This is a genomic window from Clostridia bacterium, assembly GCA_026414765.1.
Lineage (GTDB): Bacteria > Bacillota > Clostridia > Acetivibrionales > DSM-27016 > SKW86.
Genome location: JAOAIJ010000015.1, coordinates 42,624 through 61,342, shown reverse-complemented (window position 1 = coordinate 61,342; position 18,719 = coordinate 42,624). Strand labels below are relative to the sequence as shown.

The 18,719-nt window shown below is 38.7% G+C and carries 13 protein-coding genes and 2 tRNA genes; 1 reads left to right on the top strand and 14 read right to left on the bottom strand.

Features of this window, described 5'->3' with window-relative positions:
- Window positions 1-182 precede the first annotated feature (182 nt).
- The 9 genes from N3I35_04060 to N3I35_04020 all read right to left on the bottom strand — a co-directional run bounded on the left by N3I35_04060 (window position 183) and on the right by N3I35_04020 (window position 10,444).
- Window positions 183-2,150, bottom strand: a complete 1,968-nt coding sequence (locus N3I35_04060) for an amylo-alpha-1,6-glucosidase (GenBank protein ID MCX8129258.1) — start codon at window positions 2,148-2,150, stop codon at window positions 183-185.
- An 11-nt stretch (window positions 2,151-2,161) separates the two neighbouring features.
- On the bottom strand, window positions 2,162-3,493 hold the full coding sequence (locus N3I35_04055) for a YvcK family protein (protein ID MCX8129257.1): 1,332 nt from the start codon (window positions 3,491-3,493) through the stop codon (window positions 2,162-2,164).
- A gap of 89 nt (window positions 3,494-3,582) precedes the next feature.
- Complete coding sequence (gene rapZ / locus N3I35_04050) at window positions 3,583-4,458, bottom strand: RNase adapter RapZ (GenBank protein ID MCX8129256.1); 876 nt, start codon at window positions 4,456-4,458, stop codon at window positions 3,583-3,585.
- Between the two features lie 15 nt (window positions 4,459-4,473).
- On the bottom strand, window positions 4,474-5,388 hold the full coding sequence (gene murB / locus N3I35_04045) for a UDP-N-acetylmuramate dehydrogenase (protein ID MCX8129255.1): 915 nt from the start codon (window positions 5,386-5,388) through the stop codon (window positions 4,474-4,476).
- 142 nt (window positions 5,389-5,530) lie between these two features.
- Window positions 5,531-6,241, bottom strand: a complete 711-nt coding sequence (locus tag N3I35_04040; GenBank protein ID MCX8129254.1) for a phosphatase — start codon at window positions 6,239-6,241, stop codon at window positions 5,531-5,533.
- Window positions 6,242-6,256: 15 nt separating this feature from the next.
- A complete protein-coding gene (hprK, locus tag N3I35_04035; GenBank protein MCX8129253.1) occupies window positions 6,257-7,204 on the bottom strand; it encodes an HPr(Ser) kinase/phosphatase in 948 nt (315 codons plus the stop codon).
- A 156-nt stretch (window positions 7,205-7,360) separates the two neighbouring features.
- A complete protein-coding gene (locus N3I35_04030; GenBank protein ID MCX8129252.1) occupies window positions 7,361-9,817 on the bottom strand; it encodes a sodium-translocating pyrophosphatase in 2,457 nt (818 codons plus the stop codon).
- A 382-nt stretch (window positions 9,818-10,199) separates the two neighbouring features.
- Window positions 10,200-10,273, bottom strand: a tRNA-Gly gene (locus tag N3I35_04025).
- Between the two features lie 96 nt (window positions 10,274-10,369).
- Window positions 10,370-10,444 (bottom strand) — tRNA-Gly (locus tag N3I35_04020).
- Between the two features lie 181 nt (window positions 10,445-10,625).
- On the opposite strand from N3I35_04020, the gene N3I35_04015 reads away from it, so the two are divergent.
- Window positions 10,626-11,528: an MBL fold metallo-hydrolase gene (locus N3I35_04015; protein MCX8129251.1), complete on the top strand. Its 903-nt coding sequence runs from the start codon at window positions 10,626-10,628 to the stop codon at window positions 11,526-11,528.
- Between the two features lie 131 nt (window positions 11,529-11,659).
- Here the strand turns inward: N3I35_04015 and N3I35_04010 are convergent, their stop codons facing one another.
- The 5 genes from N3I35_04010 to gdhA form a co-directional block, all read right to left on the bottom strand.
- Window positions 11,660-13,378 (bottom strand): glutamine--tRNA ligase/YqeY domain fusion protein, encoded by a 1,719-nt coding sequence (locus N3I35_04010; GenBank protein ID MCX8129250.1) that lies wholly within the window; start codon window positions 13,376-13,378, stop codon window positions 11,660-11,662.
- Between the two features lie 45 nt (window positions 13,379-13,423).
- Window positions 13,424-14,884 carry a glutamate--tRNA ligase gene (gltX, locus tag N3I35_04005; GenBank protein MCX8129249.1) on the bottom strand — a complete coding sequence of 487 codons (1,461 nt, stop codon included), beginning with the start codon at window positions 14,882-14,884 and terminating at the stop codon, window positions 13,424-13,426.
- Window positions 14,885-15,189: 305 nt separating this feature from the next.
- Window positions 15,190-15,816: a PilZ domain-containing protein gene (locus N3I35_04000; protein MCX8129248.1), complete on the bottom strand. Its 627-nt coding sequence runs from the start codon at window positions 15,814-15,816 to the stop codon at window positions 15,190-15,192.
- A 421-nt stretch (window positions 15,817-16,237) separates the two neighbouring features.
- The gene (locus N3I35_03995) at window positions 16,238-16,633 is read right to left on the bottom strand and encodes a secondary thiamine-phosphate synthase enzyme YjbQ (GenBank protein MCX8129247.1); all 396 of its coding nucleotides are present in this window, start codon (window positions 16,631-16,633) and stop codon (window positions 16,238-16,240) included.
- A gap of 152 nt (window positions 16,634-16,785) precedes the next feature.
- Complete coding sequence (gene gdhA / locus N3I35_03990) at window positions 16,786-18,123, bottom strand: NADP-specific glutamate dehydrogenase (protein ID MCX8129246.1); 1,338 nt, start codon at window positions 18,121-18,123, stop codon at window positions 16,786-16,788.
- Window positions 18,124-18,719 lie beyond the last annotated feature (596 nt).

Here is an 18,719-nt window from a genome sequence, read left to right as displayed (position 1 = left end):
TAAGGTTGTAAATATTCATAATTTCCAGCAACTTAGCGACTCTTAACGCATGCTGTATTTGGTTAGCTTTCACTAGATTTTATTGCTTCTAATATTATTTGCAAACTTAAACAATTTATTAACCTAAAAATAAAAACGGATTGTGAAATGCATCACAATCCGTTAAACACACTATATATTAATCAGCCGTCATATATCCCGGACTCTATATATGCTCTCAGTATTTCACCGACACTCCACGCCTGCGCAAAGCATCCCCTTGGAGTTAGGGGCTCATTACCGTCGAATATTTCAGATATGGATCCGATACACGCATCCTCCAGATGATCCCTAAAAGGTTCAAAGAATCTTCTTAAAATACTTTTATTTTTTTCACTGCTGCCAAATACTCTTGCGTATGCAGTTATAAACTGTCCCAGCGGCCAGGTCCAGACCGTTCCCTGATGGTATGCCCCATCCCTGTGATAACTGTCACCTATATATATACCTCTGTATTCATTGTCGTGGGGTGAAAGGCTTCTAAGTCCATAGGCTGTGTAGAGTTCCTTCCATACCCTACGCACGACCTTTTCAGCCTGAAATCCCTCTAGGACAGGGTATGAAAGACTTACTGCCATAATCTGATTCGGACGTACCTTTCCATCCCTATACTCGTTTGTTACAACATCGTATAAGTATCCATCCTGTACATTCCAAAAAACTTTCAGGAATGAATCCTTCACATTTCGTGCCAGACCTTCATAGTATCCCGTATCCTTACCATACTGGGCTGACAGCTTGCTCATAACCATAAGTGCATTATACCACAAAGCATTTATTTCGACCGCTTTACCGTGTCTTGGAGTCACCACCCAGTCACCTACCTTGGCATCCATCCATGTAAGTTGAGTTTTTTCATCTCCTGCTCCGATAAGGTAATCCTTATCCATTTTTATTTTGAAATGTGTTCCGTCAATATATTTATTTAATATTTGCGTCAAAGCATCATAGATGTCTTTTTTAATAAAAGTATAATCTCCAGTATATTCTATATACTTATTTACTGCCTCAAAGTACCATAAGGCCGCGTCAACAGTATTGTACGCAGGCTCCTGTCCCACATCCGAAAACATATTGGGTATCAGGCCATCCTTCACGTATCTTGAAAATGTATATAAAATATCCCGTGCATCCTGAAAACGTTTAGTTACCAAAGTCAAGCCCGTAAAGGCTATCATGGTGTCCCTTCCCCAGTCTGTAAACCATGGGTAACCTGCTATTATAGTCTTTGCATCAGTTGATTTTCTGTATACAATAAAACTGTCTGCCGCTATTACAAGTTCCTTTGCTAGTCTATCCCTGTACCCCGCATCCTGCACTAGTTTCCTGTATCTTGCTTCTTCTTTTGCCATGAGTTCCGGACCGTCAACATTTACTATTTCCTTTTCAACTGATGCAATAACCGTGATATTTTTTTCTTCTCCAGGCAGTATATCTATATCGAAATATCCCGGAATATAGTGATCCTCTATGGAATGCAGGCCTCTTTCGGCTTCAACAGCATATTCCATTCCCATGAAATAGCAATCATTCAGCTCGTGAAACTCTCCTTCACTGCAAAAAACATTAATATCAAGATCATAAAAGTCCGGTTTTACGATTATACCGCTTTTGTATCTGCTGCGGCTGAATCTCAAATGATCACGGCATGAGTTATGGTGATAATCCCTGAAATTCATAAGTGGTGTGAGACTAAAGCGAGATTTGCTGCCGCCATTTATAATACGGTATACTATTACCACAGTATTCTCTCCGTAAACCATGCATAGCTTTTTTTCGATAAACAAATCTTCTATGGAAAAAACAAACCTGGGAAGCGGATCAACCGTTACTCTCTGAAGATTTTTGTAACCTTCCATCGTATACCCTGGGGTCCGATAGGAGTGAAGATCATATTTTTTCCCGCCAACAGTTATGGTTTCATCTATTTTTGAGATAATAAGATGTCTGTTTACAGGCGGTCTGAGAGATGCAACAAGAAGTCCGTGATATCTTCTAGTGTTGGCTCCGATTACCGTAGATGAAGCAAATCCACCAATTCCGTTGGTTAAAAGCCATTCCTTCTCTATGCCTTTGTCAAAAGTTCTCCAGTTTTCTTTACCAAATTCCATATTTTTTTCCCTTACCTCGTGATTATCTTCCTCAATCTATCTTTTACATAGTAGTAATCAATTATTCTCTTCTTATCCTTGGCAAGCACTGTTTCAGCTACAAGATCCATAATTGTGCCTGCCAGTTTGTCAGGATCATGCCTGACAAGTTTATTCCTTATACTGACAAAATCCGAACAAATAACCTTTATACCATTGCTGTCCAGTATATCGGAATCAACCCTGACCGTTTCTGCTCCGTCATTTGCATAATGCCTCTTTAAGTCTTCAGGAATATCAGCCGTGTTTACAACACAGTAATTGACAATACCCTTATATGTATGTCGCTCTATCGCGCTGATATGATCATAGGTTGAATATCCTTCCGTTTCACCGGGCTGAGTCATGACATTGCATACATATACCTTAACAGCGTTTGAGCTTCTGATTGCATCCGTTACACCACTTACCAACAAATTTGGTATTATGCTTGTATAAAGACTCCCCGGACCTAGTATAAGCATATCCGCTTCCGCAATAGCATCCAGTGCCTCCTGTAACGGCTTTACAGTTTCAGGGTCTAAAAATATTTTTTTAATTTCTCCAGGATGAAATATATTATGCTTGCCTATTTTAGATTCCCCGCAAATAACATAACCGTCTTCAAGCTCCGCACAAAGATTTACGTTATCCAGAGTAATAGGAAGGACGTTTCCCGTAACTGCAAGTACAGCACTCATCTTTTTTACAGCTTCTTCAAAACTCGAAGAAATCCCATCCATAGCTGCCAGGAACAGATTCCCGAAGCTCTGTCCTTTCAGCACACCGTCAGAGAATCTGTATTGTAAGAGTTTTTCCATTATCGGCTCGGTGTCAGCCAATGCAAGTATACAGTTTCTTATATCGCCAGGAGGCAACATGCCCAGATCCTGCCTCAGTGCCCCAGATCCGCCCCCATCGTCCGCTACGGTAACAATGGCTGTAATATTTGAACTGTACGCCTTAAGTCCCCTCAACATGGTTGACAACCCCGTCCCACCGCCAATAGCTACTATTTTGGGGCCTTTTATCAATATTCTCTTCTCATACAGCATACTGCTTAATTTATCGGAATCAAGAGATATCTTAAAACCACTGTGTGAGATTGCATGAAAAAATGTTTTTGCAATATACTTTATAGAGAGAAAAATAAATACACATCCGGCTATAATAAGCAGTGTGGAAAGAATAATCTTTATAAGACTCAGATATATTTCAGTAACAAGAAATGACAGACCAAAACTAATACTTGCAATACCTACGATTCCAAGCATTATCCATCGTTTTACCCTTATACCGGGTCTGAACCAGTCAAGAAATTTCATACAATCCTCCACTATAACAGGTAATTCTGAAAGCAACAGTTATTTTAAGGGCAATCACTTGGGATTGCCCTATGAACTTGCTATATGAATTATCCCTTCAGTGCCTTATTATCCTTTTCTATATCCCTATGATCTATTATTACCCTGTGTTGTTTGTCTATAAGGATTCTGCTTAATGCATCCGCAATGGCGACGGACCTATGTTTGCCGCCTGTGCAGCCTATACCTATGACAAGCTGTGATTTCCCTTCCTTTATATAGTTAGGAATGAGAAATTCCAGCATATCCTCAAGCTTGCATAAAAATGTATTTGTTTCATTGCACTTAAGTACAAACTCTTTGACATTTTCATTTTTTCCGGTATATTTCCTCATTGATGGTATATAATAAGGGTTTGGTATAAACCTTACATCAAAAACCAAATCACAATCTATCGGAATGCCGTATTTGAATCCAAAAGACATTATACTTACTATCAAACCCTCAAAAGTTTTACCCTCAACAAAAATGCCTGATATTTCCTCTCTGAGCTGTTTTGTCGTGAGGTTTGAGGTATCTATTATATGGTTTGCCTTGCTCTTTATTCCCTGCAATATCTTTCTTTCTTCCTTAATTCCTTTAATAAGCCTTCCTTCGGGCGCTAAAGGATGTGCACGCCTGCTCTCCTTATATCTCTTGATAAGAACTTCGTCCGAAGCTTCAAGGAATAGAATTTCATAAGAAAACCCCGCTTCCTTTATGGCTTCTAGTCCAGGAAACAAATCCTTCAGCAGTTCCCCACCCCTAATGTCTATTACAAGGGCTATCTTATCCATCTTGCCCCCGCTCTGGAAGCAAATCTCGGTAAATTTAGGAATCAATGAGGGTGGCAGGTTGTCGACACAAAAATATCCCAAATCCTCCAAAAACTTAACTACTTGGCTCTTCCCAGCACCTGATACTCCAGTAATTACTACGAACCTCATTTGTACCTCCCCTGCTTATTCCTCTCCAATAATTCTCACTTCTGTCTGAAGCTCTACACCAAACCGCCCTCTCACCTCTGATTTGATGTACTCTATCAGTTTTATTATTTCTGCTGCAGTTGCATCCCCAGCATTTACAATAAATCCGCAATGCTTGCAGGATACTTCGGCATCGCCTATCCTATAACCTCTTAGTCCGCAATCTTCAATAAGCTTACCGGTAAAGTGCCCCTCAGGTCTTTTAAAAACGCTTCCGGCACTCGGCATATCCAGCGGCTGTTTGTCTGTTCTCTTTTTTGTAAGATCAGTAATTTTTGCTTCAATCTCTGATTTATCAGCCTTTTTCAGCTTAATTACGGATTTGAGAATAATACCGCCTTCTCTTTGTATAAAGCTTGTTCTATATCCAAACTCATGTTTGTCACCCTCGACAGTATGAACATGTCCGTTTTTATCCATGTAATCCGTCGCTAAAATCACATCTTTCATTTCTCCGCCGTAAGCACCTGCGTTCATTGCCACCGCTCCGCCAAGTGTTCCCGGTATTCCTGAAGCAAATTCGAAGCCTGACAAGTTGTGTTGCAAGGCAATGTTCGATATCCTGGACAATAGCAATCCGGCCTCTGCCTCTATCACGTCACCCTTCACACAATACCCTGAGAAATTCTCAAAGATTTTTATAACGACACCTCTTACTCCTTTATCCCTGACTACAAGATTGGTTCCGTTACCCATGATATAAAAACCCATATCAAAACTATTACAGACATCAACTATCTTCGCAAGTTCAACAGCGCTTGCAGGTTTTACAAGAATATCTGCAGGTCCGCCAACCTTGAATGACGTATGCAGTTTCATCGGTTCATTTATCTTTATGTTTTCCTCGCCTGCTATGTTCCTTATTAAACCTGCAACTTTCTCATTTATCAATAACCCCAGCTCCTTAAATAATAATTGACATATGGTTTATAGCATAAAATACTCCCAAATGTCAATTAAGAATAGTACCTGTAATAATTATATTATATAGATCAAACACTTTAAACTTGAAAATTTTCCACTTATATTAATCTCACTTTTTCTTTTCTCTCAAATATTGCTCAAATTTTTCTACTGAAGTGTTAAGAACAAGTTCCTCAGGCATTTTGAGTTCATCAAAGAGACTTAATACTTTTCCGAAATTTCCTACACTAAAGCTTATGTGGGCATCACTGCCACATACAACTTTCACACCGTATTCCTTGCACATCAAGACAAAATCCCTGCAGTTCTTCTCACTTCCGGTCCTGATAATAAAGGAGTGGTTGTTTATCTCCAGACACTTATTATTTTCCTTTGCTGCTTTTACCACTTTTTCCACATCCACCTGGAATTGAGGATTCCCAGGATGTGCAACTGCATCAATATATGGGTTCTTCAGTACATTGATTATCGCATTTGTATGCTCCTCGACCGTTGCCGGCTTAATACAAATTTCATGGAAACCTGCTACTGCAAAATCCAATCTTTTCAAGTACTCTTCAGGCATGTCTATTTTGCCGTCAAAATCTATAATATTTGCTTCTACACCTTTTATTATCCTTACGTCGTACAGCTCTGAAGGTATTACCTTCAGATTGCCGAAATGGTATAAGCTTGGCCCGCCAAGCATAGCCGGACCATGGTCAGTTATTGCAAACATCTTAATACCGTTATTCGGAGCTTCCCTGGCCATTTCCTGTACAGTACTGTATGCATGTCCACTGGCTACAGTATGGGTATGTGAATCAACTACGATTTTCAAAGCTCATCCTCCTGATTATAGTTGTTTGTCTTCACTGCTCATATCCTTATTAATTTCTCCCATTACTCTTTCATTTAAAACCTTAGCAGCATTATAGCCCATCTTTTTCTGTCTGTTGTTCATTGCTGCTACTTCTACTATTATTGCCAGATTCCTACCCGGTCTTACAGGTATATTCAGTGAAGGTACCATAATCCCAAGTATGTCTGTATATTCATCTACCAAGCCTAGCCTGTCATATGTCTTTTGTGTATCCCAGAATTCGAGATGAATTACGAGGTTAATGTTTTCAGTAACTTTTACTGAGCCCACACCATACAGGTTCTTGACATCAAGTATGCCAATACCCCTAATCTCAATAAAATGCCTTATAATATCAGGAGCTGTGCCCACAAGCGTCTTGTCTGAAACCTTTCTGATTTCTACAACATCGTCGGCAACAAGCCTGTGTCCCCTTTTTACAAGTTCCAGTGCAGTTTCACTTTTCCCTACTCCGCTGTCTCCCAGTATGAGTATTCCCTCACCATATACCTCAACCAGTACTCCATGCTTGGTAGTTCTTGGAGCAAGCTGAATATTCAAATACCTTATAAGACCGCTTAAAAATCTTGAGGTAACATCATCTGTTCTCAATACAGGTATTGAATACTTCTTTGATACTTCCACCATTTCCGGAAAAATCTCAAGTCCTCTGGCTACAACCATGCAAGGAAAACCACACTTAAAAAACTCATCAAGTCTTTTATAGCGCTCATCCGAAGTCAACTGTGAAAGAAATGCAGATTCCCCTTTTCCCATAGTTTGTATCCTGTCTGTTCCAAAATACTCAAGGTAACCTGCCAGTTGTAGACCCGGCCTGTTTATATCCGATGTATAAATAATAATATCATCCAGATTTTTAGTATCACTGATAACTTCAAGTTGAAATTCTTTGACTACTTCACTAAGAGTAACGGAATACATATTTAATACCCCCATAAATTCTTATGTTCTGGTTTTAAAGGATAATATTTCTAAAGTTTACTTACAAAATTCTACTGCTATCAATTATACTCCAAAAATATAAAAAAAGAAACCATATGAAGAGCACTTCATATGGTTTCCTAAAACTGCAAACCATTATTTATTAGACTTGATTCTCATACCATAGAATGAACGCCATACAAATACAAGAGCTACTACCAGGAATCCTACGCCGATGTAAGGTGCTATATCCCTGAAGTCTTTGGAAATAGCTATTTCCATGGCAAGAAGTCCAAAAAGAGTTGTAAACTTGATGATAGGATTTAGAGCAACTGATGAAGTATCCTTGAAAGGATCTCCTACTGTATCACCTACAACAGTAGCAGCATGTAGGTCAGTTCCCTTCGCCTTCAAATCAACTTCTACAACCTTCTTAGCATTATCCCAGCACCCGCCGGCATTTGCCATAAATATTGCCTGATAAAGTCCGAATACTGCTATAGCAATAAGGTAACTTACAAAGAGTGCAACTGCATTATTGCCCCCAATACCTGATGGTGATGACATACATGCAAATGCAAGTGCAAAGAAGAATATTGCAATAAATATGTTAAACATACCTTTTTGCGCATACTGTGTACATATCTTAACAACTTCAGTAGATGACTTTGCATCTGCTTTTTTCGGCGCATTCGGGTCGAGGTTTATATGTCTCTTAATATACTCTACTGCACGGAAAGCACCTACTGTAACAGCCTGCGTTGAAGCACCGGTAAACCAGTAAACTACAGCACCGCCAAGCAGGAAACCGAGTATCGCATATGGATTCAGGAGGTTAAGCAATTCTTCCGGCTTAACACCAAGTGTTTTTTGTATCATAAGTATGAGCGAGAAAATCATAGTTGTCGCCCCTACTACAGCTGTTCCGATAAGAACAGGCTTTGCAGTTGCCTTAAACGTATTTCCTGCTCCGTCATTTGCTTCGAGATAATGCTTAGATTTTTCAAAATCAGGCTTGAATCCGAAGTCTTTTTGTATTTCTTTTTCTATATTAGGTATTTCCTCAATAAGTGAAAGCTCATAAACCGACTGAGCATTATCTGTTACAGGACCATAACTGTCAACAGCTATTGTAACTGGTCCCATACCCAACAAACCGAATGCAACAAGTCCAAAGGCGAATATTGAAGGATAAATCATGAAGTCGCCAAGGCCGAACGTGCTGAGGAAATATGCAACAAACATCAGCGCAAAGAATACAAGCCCTTTCCAGAACGCACTAAAGTTTCCTGCAACAAAACCGGAAAGAATGGTAAGTGAAGCTCCACCTTCTTTACCTGAATTAACCACTTCATTTACATGGCCCGATTTAGGTGAAGTGAATATCTTTGTAAACTCAGGTATCAGGGCTCCGCCAAGAGTACCGCAGCTTATTATTGTTGAAAGTATCCACCACATATTTGTATTCCCGTTGATATCAGGAATCAGTATGCGGCTTGAAACAAATGTAACTATTATAGATAAAACTGAAGTAATCCAAACAAGGTTTGTCAGAGGCTGTTCAAAATCAAGATCTTCCTTATTTCCATATTTGACTTTGCTTATAGCTCCATTAATCCAAAAGGAAACTACGGATGTTATTATCATTAAGATACGCATTGCGAAAATCCACACAAGAAGTTCAACTTGAAGCCCTGCTGCAGCCACAGCAAGTAATATAAATGATATAAGAGCAACACCTGTTACACCATAAGTTTCAAAACCGTCTGCAGTAGGTCCTACGCTGTCTCCGGCATTGTCACCTGTACAGTCAGCTATAACTCCCGGGTTACGCGGATCATCCTCACCAATTTTGAAAACAACCTTCATCAAGTCAGATCCTATATCCGCTATCTTCGTAAAAATTCCTCCGGCTATACGGAGTGCTGAGGCTCCAAGTGATTCTCCAATAGCAAAACCTATGAAGCATGCACCTGCAAGGTTTCCAGGCATAAGAAGAAGTATGATCAACATCATTATAAGTTCGATACAAATAAGCATAACTCCTATACTCATACCTGCATTCAAAGGAATATTAAGAAGTTTTAACGGATTCTTTTCAAGCGAAGCAAAAGCCATTCTGCTGTTTGCAAGAGTATTCATACGGATACCAAATGCTGCAACAGCATATGAACCCATTATGCCTACAACTGTCCAGAAAAGTATAAGAGCAACTCCTCCAATACCGAAAAGAGCATGACCTTCATGATCTTTTGCAAGCAGTCCAAAATATCCCGCTACTGCTGCACCAATAAATATAAAAAGAATTGCTAAGAACTTACCCTGCTGCTTAAGGTACGCTGAGCAGGTCTTGTAAATTACGTCTGACACCTCAAGCATCGATTTGTGCGCCGGCAGCTTTTTAACTTTTAAAAACTGGTATAAACCGAATAAAAGCCCTAATAGTGTAATAACAAAACCGCCATAAAGAATTTTTTCAGATTTGATTTCCTGAGGTAATTTCAAATCTGCCTCGCTGGCAAAAGCAATTACCGGTGAAAACATTGCCATAACCAAGCTGATCAAACCAGTTACCGTTGCCTTTGTTAACTTCTTCGTCTTTTTTTGACTCATTAGTTGACAACCTCCCTTTTAAATTTGTTGTTATAGATAACGCTACTTACACCTAGAGTAAATATGGGATGCGATGTTACTGATACAGTTAATAAAAAAATAAATAATGAAAGCTGTATTGTTGGTATTCAGTACATTCCTTGCCGGAAAAACCAACTGCTGTTGAAAATGTAGAATCGGTCTTTCCCACAAAAACATCTCTTTTTTTCCGGATATTTACAATTGTGGATAAGGCTCACTACCTATATAGAAAAATATATTTCAAATCTTCCCATAGAGGAAGATATAGAAAAAAATCATACCAGAGTACATTATAATATGCATAAAGTAAATATTCAATATACAAGGCAAAAAAAAATACATCCGGCAGCCGGATGTATTTTGGAGCGGGTGATGGGAATCGAACCCACGCAATCAGCTTGGAAGGCTGATGTTCTACCATTGAACTACACCCGCATATTAGATGCTAAATGTTAGAAGCTGGATGTTGGAAACCATATACTGGAAATAATTCTACTCCAGTACCCAGTTTCCAGCATCCAGTCTCTAAAATGGAGCGGGTTACGAGATTTGAACTCGCGACTTTCACCTTGGCAAGGTGACACTCTACCGCTGAGTTAAACCCGCATCTGCAAAAGTTATTATACACAGTACGTTAATCTTTGTCAAGGAATTTGTGAAGGAATTTTATGGCACATACATATGTCAAATATATTTCTTATTGACATTGTACTTACTACATACTTTATAATGTTGCTGTGGTACCTAAGTTAAGTTTGTAGTATTATGATAAGAGAGGTCTAAAGGCATGAAAATAATATTAGCTTCCATAATAGCATTGTTAATTATAGCCTGCTTATATTTAAAAGGATATATCTTTGTCACTTCCAACCATATATCGGATAATGCGGCAAAACTAAATATGAACATAACAGACCCCGAAAATGAAGACGAAATATATGTTCAGCATATCAGGCATGCAACTGTAATGGTAAGTATCAACTCAAAAAAAATACTGATTGATCCGATGATATCTGATGTAAATAAATTGCCCCCTGTTCCCCTGACTTCAAACAGACTGAGAAATCCAATGGTTCCCCTGCCGGTAAATATTAGTGAGCTTCAGCATGCAGATGCAATATTAATAACACACTACCACTTCGACCATTTCGATACAGAAGCCCAAAAGTTTTTCCCAAAGGATATTCAGATATTCTGCCAGCCTGCAGATGAGAACAAACTTAGAAAGCATGGCTTTAAAAAGGTTACAGCGGTTGAAAAGGAATTTGTCTGGGAAAATTTACTTTTCGGCAGATTTGATGCAAACCATGGAACAGGCCTACTTGGAAAGATCATGGGTAATTCTTCATCATTTTTGATAAGTAATGGAAAGAAATCTGTATTCATTTCAGGAGATGCACTATACGATAAAGCTTTAAGAAAAACCCTCAATGATTGCAAGCCTGATATTATAGTAGCCAATGCCGGTGAGGCCAGAATGCTGTTTGGCAAGCCCATCACCATGAATACGGAAGATATTGTCTCAATAGCTGATACGCTGCCCTATGCAAACATCATAACTGTACACATGGATGCAATAAACCACTGCGGCCTGACAAGAAATAATCTGAGGGAATATTTGAAGAAGAGAAATATGCTGGATAGAATAGCAATCCCTGAGGATGGTGAAACATTACGATTCGCCCACTAACAGTCTATTGAAAGAATACTATTTACCGTTTTTTAGAAGTATAAGATTAGTCAGTAATGCTAGCTAATTATATAAGGGTGTGAAAAAGCTGCCATTATTCAAAACATAACGGCAGCTGATAATCCCAATATTTACTTCCCTGCCACCTTGGCCCATGAGTCCTTTAAGCCGACAACACGGTTGAAAACCAATAATCCCGGTTTTGAATCGCCGGAATCCGTACAAAAATAACCCATTCTTAAAAACTGATATCTGCTTCCAGGTTTTGCATCCCCCAGGCTTGGTTCAACTTTGCAGGATGTCAAAACCTCAAGTGAGTTTGGATTCATTTCGTCTTTATAGTCGCGTCCTTCGTCCGCGCCCGGATTCTGAACACTGAACAATCTATCGTATAGTCTTACCTCTGCATTAAGTCCATGTTTTTCGGACACCCAGTGAAGAGTCCCTTTAACCTTACGGCCATCAGGAGAATTCCCTCCCCTTGAGTCAGGGTCATAAGTACAATGTACTTCTATTATTTCACCTGTACTTTCATCCTTCTTATAATCGATACATTTTATAAAGTATGCATGCTTCAATCTGACCTCAGCACCAGGAAACAGGCGGAAATAACCTTTCGGAGGATTTTCCATAAAGTCATCCTTCTCTATATAGATTACTTTGGAAAACGGTACTTTCCTTGTTCCCGAATCCGGATTCTCCGGGTTGTTATCAGCCTCCAACTCCTCTTCCTGTCCGTCAGGATAATTATCGATTATAACCTTCAATGGTCTTAATACAGCCATAACACGTAAAGCCTTCTTGTTCAGATCTTCCCTTATACAATGCTCTAATAAGGCTGTATCTACTGTACTGTCAGTTTTTGCAACACCTATTCTGTCACAAAAATCTCTTATTGACTCAGGTGTATATCCTCGTCTGCGAAGCCCTGATAATGTAGGCATTCTTGGATCATCCCAACCAGATACATATCCGTTCTTAACCAACTCTATGAGCTTACGCTTACTCATAACTGTATAAGTAAGGTTAAGCCGGGCAAATTCAATCTGTCTTGGCTTGCTTGGCACGCTTACATTATTCACAAACCAATCGTAAAGTGGACGGTGATCCTCATATTCAAGAGAACACAAAGAGTGAGTTATTCCCTCAATTGAATCAGAAAGCGGATGCTGAAAATCATACATCGGATAGATACACCATTTATCACCTGTTCTATGGTGGTGATCCCTTCTGATTCTATATATAACGGGGTCCCGCATATTAAGATTTGGTGATGCCATATCGATTTTTGCACGGAGAACACGCGAGCCGTCAGAAAACTCACCCGCCTTCATCCTTCTGAACAAATCCAGATTTTCCTCAACAGAACGGCTGCGATAAGGACTTTCTTTTCCCGGCTGTGTCAAGGTTCCCCTATATTCCCTGATTTCATCAACACTAAGATCATCAACATATGCAAGTCCTTTCATAATCAGTTCTTCTGCGAACAAATAAAGCTTGTCGAAATAGTCAGAAGCAAAGAAAAGTCTGTTGCCCCAATCAAATCCAAGCCAACGTACATCTTCCATGATGGACTCCACATATTCCACATCTTCCTTGGTCGGATTGGTATCATCAAAACGCAGGTTACATAACCCACCAAACTTCTCAGCAATTCCAAAATCTATGCAAATAGCCTTTGCATGACCAATATGAAGATACCCGTTTGGTTCCGGCGGAAATCTCGTGTGCACCCTTCCATCATTCTTGCCTGCCTTTAAGTCCTCAGTTACAAATTCCTGAATGAAATTCAAATACTCACTCAAATCATCTCCCAAAGGATTCTCTACTTTTTCATCTATACCTGCCATTACCATATCCTCCTTAACCATATCTATTGCTATCTTTAATTAATGTCAAACTTTAGCCGAAAGCTTTTCGATACCTTGCCTTATCCTCTTCAGGGTCTCCTCCTTACCGAGGATATCTGCAATCTCTATTGCTCCTCCGGGAGTTACATCCTTTCCAGTTATGGCTGTCCTTACAGGCCATAGCATCTGTCCGTTTTTTATACCCATTTTTTCCACCAGTTGGAGCAGGCTGTCATGAACAGACTGTTCGTTCCAGTCAGGAAGTTCTTCCAAAATCGGAAGTGCCGCTCTTAAGCTTTCCAGCGAGTTTTCCAAGGTAGTTTTCATCTTTTTATGTATATATATTGCTTCATCATAGTCAGGCAACTCATCCAGAAAATCCACTTTTTCAGGAATAGTAGTTAGTATTTCCACCCTAGCCTGTAAAATTTTACTTACCTTTTTAAGGTCAATATTTTTATTCTTAATTACTCCCTCATAATACGGCTCTACTACTTTGTGGAATTCATCCAGGCCCATTTTTCTAATATATTCTCCGTTAAACCAGTTGAGTTTGTTAAAGTCGAAGGCAGACGGTGATTTACTGATACCTTCTATGCTAAATACTTTTTCAAGCTCACTTAAGGAAAATATCTCCTGATTATCTCCAGGACTCCAACCTAACAGAACAACATAGTTTATTACAGCCTCTACGAGATAGCCCATAGCAACCAAATCTTCAAAAGACGCATCTCCCGCCCTTTTACTTATCTTTGTGCCATCAGGCTTTGTAATTAGCGGCAGATGTACGTAAACCGGTACTTCCCATCCAAAAGCATTATAAAGCAGATTATATTTGGGTGCAGAAGATAAGTATTCACTCCCTCTCACTACATGTGTAATTTTCATTAAGTGATCATCTATTACATTTGCAAAATTGTAAGTTGGAAGTCCATCTGACTTTATCAGTATCTGATCATCCAGAGTACTGTTCTCAACTGTTATGCTTCCATATACGGAATCTTCAAATGTAGTAGTTCCCGTATCGGGCATCTTTTGCCTGACTACAAAGGTCTCATTGTTAGCAAGCTTCTTCTCTATTTCTTCCTTATCAAGTTTTTCGCAGCACCGATCATACCTATGAGGAATACCCAAAGTCTCTTGCTCTTCTTTCAGTTTGGCAAGCCTTTCTTTTGTGCAAAAGCAGTAATAGGCTTTACCGTTTTCAATAAGCTGTTTTGCATAAGGCATGTACATGGGTTTTCTTTCACTCTGCACATACGGGCCGTAATCACCACCTACGTCGGGACCCTCATCATGCTTTAATCCTGTAAGCTTTAACGTTTTATATATTACATCAACAGCACCCTCTACATATCTGTCCTGATCTGTATCCTCTATTCTCAGAATGAATTTTCCATTTTTTGATTTTGCAATCAAATACTCATATAAAGCCGTCCTCAGATTTCCTATATGCATATATCCCGTAGGACTGGGTGCAAACCTTGTTCTAACTTCTGATGCCATATGTTATTCTCCTTTTCAATATATTACACAGCTGTTCACAGCAAACCATGATAAACGGGTAAACCCGGATAAACCCTGGAAGTATCCATTCCCAAGGTTTACCCAGATCAACCCGGGGTTATCCAAAACCACGCTGCCGATATGCAATTTATATTTTAAAAGATATTATATCATATTATTACTATTTTTAGCTAAAAAAATAAAAGCGGTGACAAGTATAGCATTTAAGCAAACCGGTCAACGCACAAGCATGATTATACTATCGGACATGTCTTGCCAGACGAAGGCAGAACTCTTACTACTTACTACTTGCCCCTTAGCTTCCTTATCGCTTCCTCCTGCTCGTTTATAAGACGTTTTATATACTCTTTCATAGCATTTATTGAATTTGTATCTTCATAATGTATTCCCATACCATACTCAAAGAACTTGCCAAGCATATTCTTTCTTAAGACAGTAGCTTTCAGAAACAACATATTTTTATCCATATAAATATCTATTTCCAGTTCCTGCTTCAGCTCTATATCTGATTTGGAATATATTTTTATTCCATAGTAGCTTATATCCTTTATTGTAGCAAGATACTTTTTTCTGCTAACTCTTTCCCTCATATCCGCATAAAGGGAAACCGGATATCTCTCGTACTGCCTTTTTTCAGCCCCTTCCTCAACTTTGTCAACATTCAGTTCTACTATTGACTCATTATTGTTGATACAGGATATATTCCCCCCATATACAAAAATCTGTCCCTCCAGTTCATAACCAAATACAATAGGGTCGCCTTCAAGGAAATTCATTAAAGCAAAATCCTTTGTAAGTCTTACCAGAAGTATATCCTCATTTGCATCAAGTACAACACTTTTAAACGGATTAATTCCCGAGTAGTGCCGTATTGACACAATATCTCCGGCTTTTAAATGAACAGTATACACACCAGCACCTCCGAACATTAGCATAAAAATATTTCTATTAAGACAGAGTGTCATCTCTGATTTTCGGTAATTACTGCGAAAGCAAATATTTTATTAACAAGTATATTCAGTTATTGTTTCTTCAGATAAACTACAATTGAAATAAATCCAGGTAATCATTAACTACCATAAATCCGGATAACAAAACCGTTATCAGCTTGAAAGGCTTTATTCTGGAAGGCTGATGCATATCTGATGTTTGGAAGGTGCTCTATGCTGAATTTTACCCTACAAAAGCACTTTGTTTCTTTGTGCACCAAATATGACAATTTATTACATATAATTATAAAAAATATTCACATTCACTATTAACGCAGAAAAACATGCTTTTAAGATAATTGTCAAAGGGGCATACCGGGTATGTGGAGGCTATACGTAAGTATCATCCTGTAATTTTCACATAAACCTTTCGGCTCCTCGGACCGTCAAACTCACAGAAGTATATACCCTGCCATGTACCTAGCTGAAGCTCACTGTTCTCAATAATAACTTGTAATGAAAAACCAAACATGCTTGCTTTTATATGTGCCGCTGAGTTACCCTCCATATGGGCATAATTATCGTCAAACGGAACAATTTTATTGATTTCTTTCAACATATCTGATACAACATCTGGATCTGCGTTCTCATTTATTGTAATACCAGCTGTGGTATGAGGAACAAAAACCGTACATACACCTGATTTTATTCCGCTTTCTTTGACCACTTGCTGAACCTTTGAAGTAATATCAATCATAGAAGTCCGCGATTGGGTTTTTACATTTAAAGTATACATGATTCTCACCTTTTAATAATTATACAATGCTACATACCACATGTAAAGAATGGAAAAACAACAAGCAAACACAACACTTACATGTCTCTAAATCAAAAAGGCTGTAGGCCTACATTTCGTAAGTCTACAGCCAATATATTTTGTTAACTCGGATCTTAGTATGCTACACCTTGAGCATACATAGCATTTGCTACTTTTAAGAAACCTGCAATATTTGCACCTAATACGAGGTTATCTGGATCTCCGTAATCAGCAGCAGCTTTGCTTGCATTTTTGTAGATATTAACCATTATATCCTTGAGTTTTGCATCTACTTCTTCAAATGTCCATGAATATCTCATGCTGTTCTGGCACATTTCAAGAGCTGAAGTTGCAACACCGCCTGCATTTGCAGCTTTTGCAGGCCCATATATGATTTTATTCTTAAGGTATACTTCAACTGCTTCAGGGGTTGAAGGCATGTTTGCACCTTCACCTACTGCAAAACATCCGTTAGCTACAAGAGTCTTAGCTGACTGCTCGTCAATTTCGTTCTGTGTAGCTGAAGGAAGAGCTATATCACATTTTACATTCCAGATTCCAGTACATCCTTCGGTATATGTTGCATTTGGATGTATCTTAACATACTCGCTAATTCTCTTTCTTTCAACTTCTTTTAATTGCTTTACTGTATCAAGCTTAATTCCGTCCGGATCATATATGTATCCGTTTGAATCGCTTAATGCAACAACCTTACCACCCATCTGGTGTACTTTTTCAGTCGCATATATTGCAACATTACCCGAACCGGAAATAACAACGGTTGAACCCTTGAAGGATTTGCCCTTAGCCTGCATTGCTTCTTCCATAAAGTAGCAAAGTCCATAACCTGTAGCTTCAGTTCTAGCCAAGCTTCCACCCCAAGTCAAGCCTTTTCCTGTCAATACGCCAGTAAAATCATTTCTCAATCTCTTGTACTGTCCGTACATGAAACCTATTTCTCTTGCACCTGTTCCGATATCTCCTGCAGGTACGTCTGTGTTTTCACCTATATGTCTTTGTAATTCTGTCATAAAGCTCTGGCAGAATCTCATAACTTCTCCATCTGATTTACCCTTAGGATCGAAGTCACTTCCACCCTTACCTCCACCGATAGGAAGACCTGTCAAAGAGTTTTTGAATATCTGCTCAAATCCAAGGAATTTGAGAATGCTGGCATTTACTGAAGGATGAAGTCTTAAACCACCCTTGTAAGGCCCAATAGCACTGTTGAATTGAATTCTGAAACCACGGTTAACCTGCACCTTACCGTTGTCATCTACCCATGGCACTCTGAACATGATCATTCTTTCGGGTTCAACTATCCTAGCAAAGATTCCGGCTGCAACCCATTCAGGATGCCTTTCTGCTACAGGTTCCAAGGATTCTAGTACTTCCTGAACTGCCTGATGAAACTCAGGTTCGTTAGGATTTCTTTTAACAACTTGTTCCATTACACTTGCAAGTATTTTCATAAATAAACCCCCAATATGTTATTTATTTGTTATTAATAATGTAACCAAAAGTTAATAAAATAATTAACCAAGATTACCTAATTACCTTTTATTTAATACATTACGCTAACATAACAACTCAATCATATATTTAAAGACAACACAAAATAAACCTGCAATAAATCATTTTCCATAAAAAAGATTTATCCGGCAAATGTAAATAAGGTCCAAAAATGACAATAAAAGCCACTTCAGTCCCTGGTAAAATACCGTTACAACAAATACAGGAATTTATAAAATCCGTACTCATTTCTTTTATTGAAGCTACACCTTACAACCATCGCAAGGCCTGACAACATACTACATCGCACATTGTATACGGTATACCCCATTGTATACCCCAATACTTAACAGTTTGGGGGATTAACGATATGATATTTCCAAGAAGTTGCTCTATTATTTTTAGGAAGGTAAATTTGTACAATATCGCAACTCCAAAAAAATTATAGCACAATTATTGTAAAATTTGCAAGAGGTTTTAATAAAAATTTCATTTTTATATTGGCTAGAATGCAAATACTTGTATTTTTGCAAGATATCTTGCATTTATTCTTCAA

Bases quoted from the DNA above. Each gene is read 5' to 3' on its own strand.
- N3I35_04060 (MCX8129258.1), bottom strand. From the start codon at position 2,150: ATGGAATTTGGTAAAGAAAACTGGAGAACTTTTGACAAAGGCATAGAG.
- N3I35_04055 (MCX8129257.1), bottom strand. From the start codon at position 3,493: ATGAAATTTCTTGACTGGTTCAGACCCGGTATAAGGGTAAAACGATGG.
- rapZ (MCX8129256.1), bottom strand. From the start codon at position 4,458: ATGAGGTTCGTAGTAATTACTGGAGTATCAGGTGCTGGGAAGAGCCAA.
- hprK (MCX8129253.1), bottom strand. From the start codon at position 7,204: ATGTATTCCGTTACTCTTAGTGAAGTAGTCAAAGAATTTCAACTTGAA.
- N3I35_04030 (MCX8129252.1), bottom strand. From the start codon at position 9,817: ATGAGTCAAAAAAAGACGAAGAAGTTAACAAAGGCAACGGTAACTGGT.
- N3I35_04015 (MCX8129251.1), top strand. From the start codon at position 10,626: ATGAAAATAATATTAGCTTCCATAATAGCATTGTTAATTATAGCCTGC.
- N3I35_04010 (MCX8129250.1), bottom strand. From the start codon at position 13,378: ATGGCAGGTATAGATGAAAAAGTAGAGAATCCTTTGGGAGATGATTTG.
- gltX (MCX8129249.1), bottom strand. From the start codon at position 14,884: ATGGCATCAGAAGTTAGAACAAGGTTTGCACCCAGTCCTACGGGATAT.
- gdhA (MCX8129246.1), bottom strand. From the start codon at position 18,123: ATGAAAATACTTGCAAGTGTAATGGAACAAGTTGTTAAAAGAAATCCT.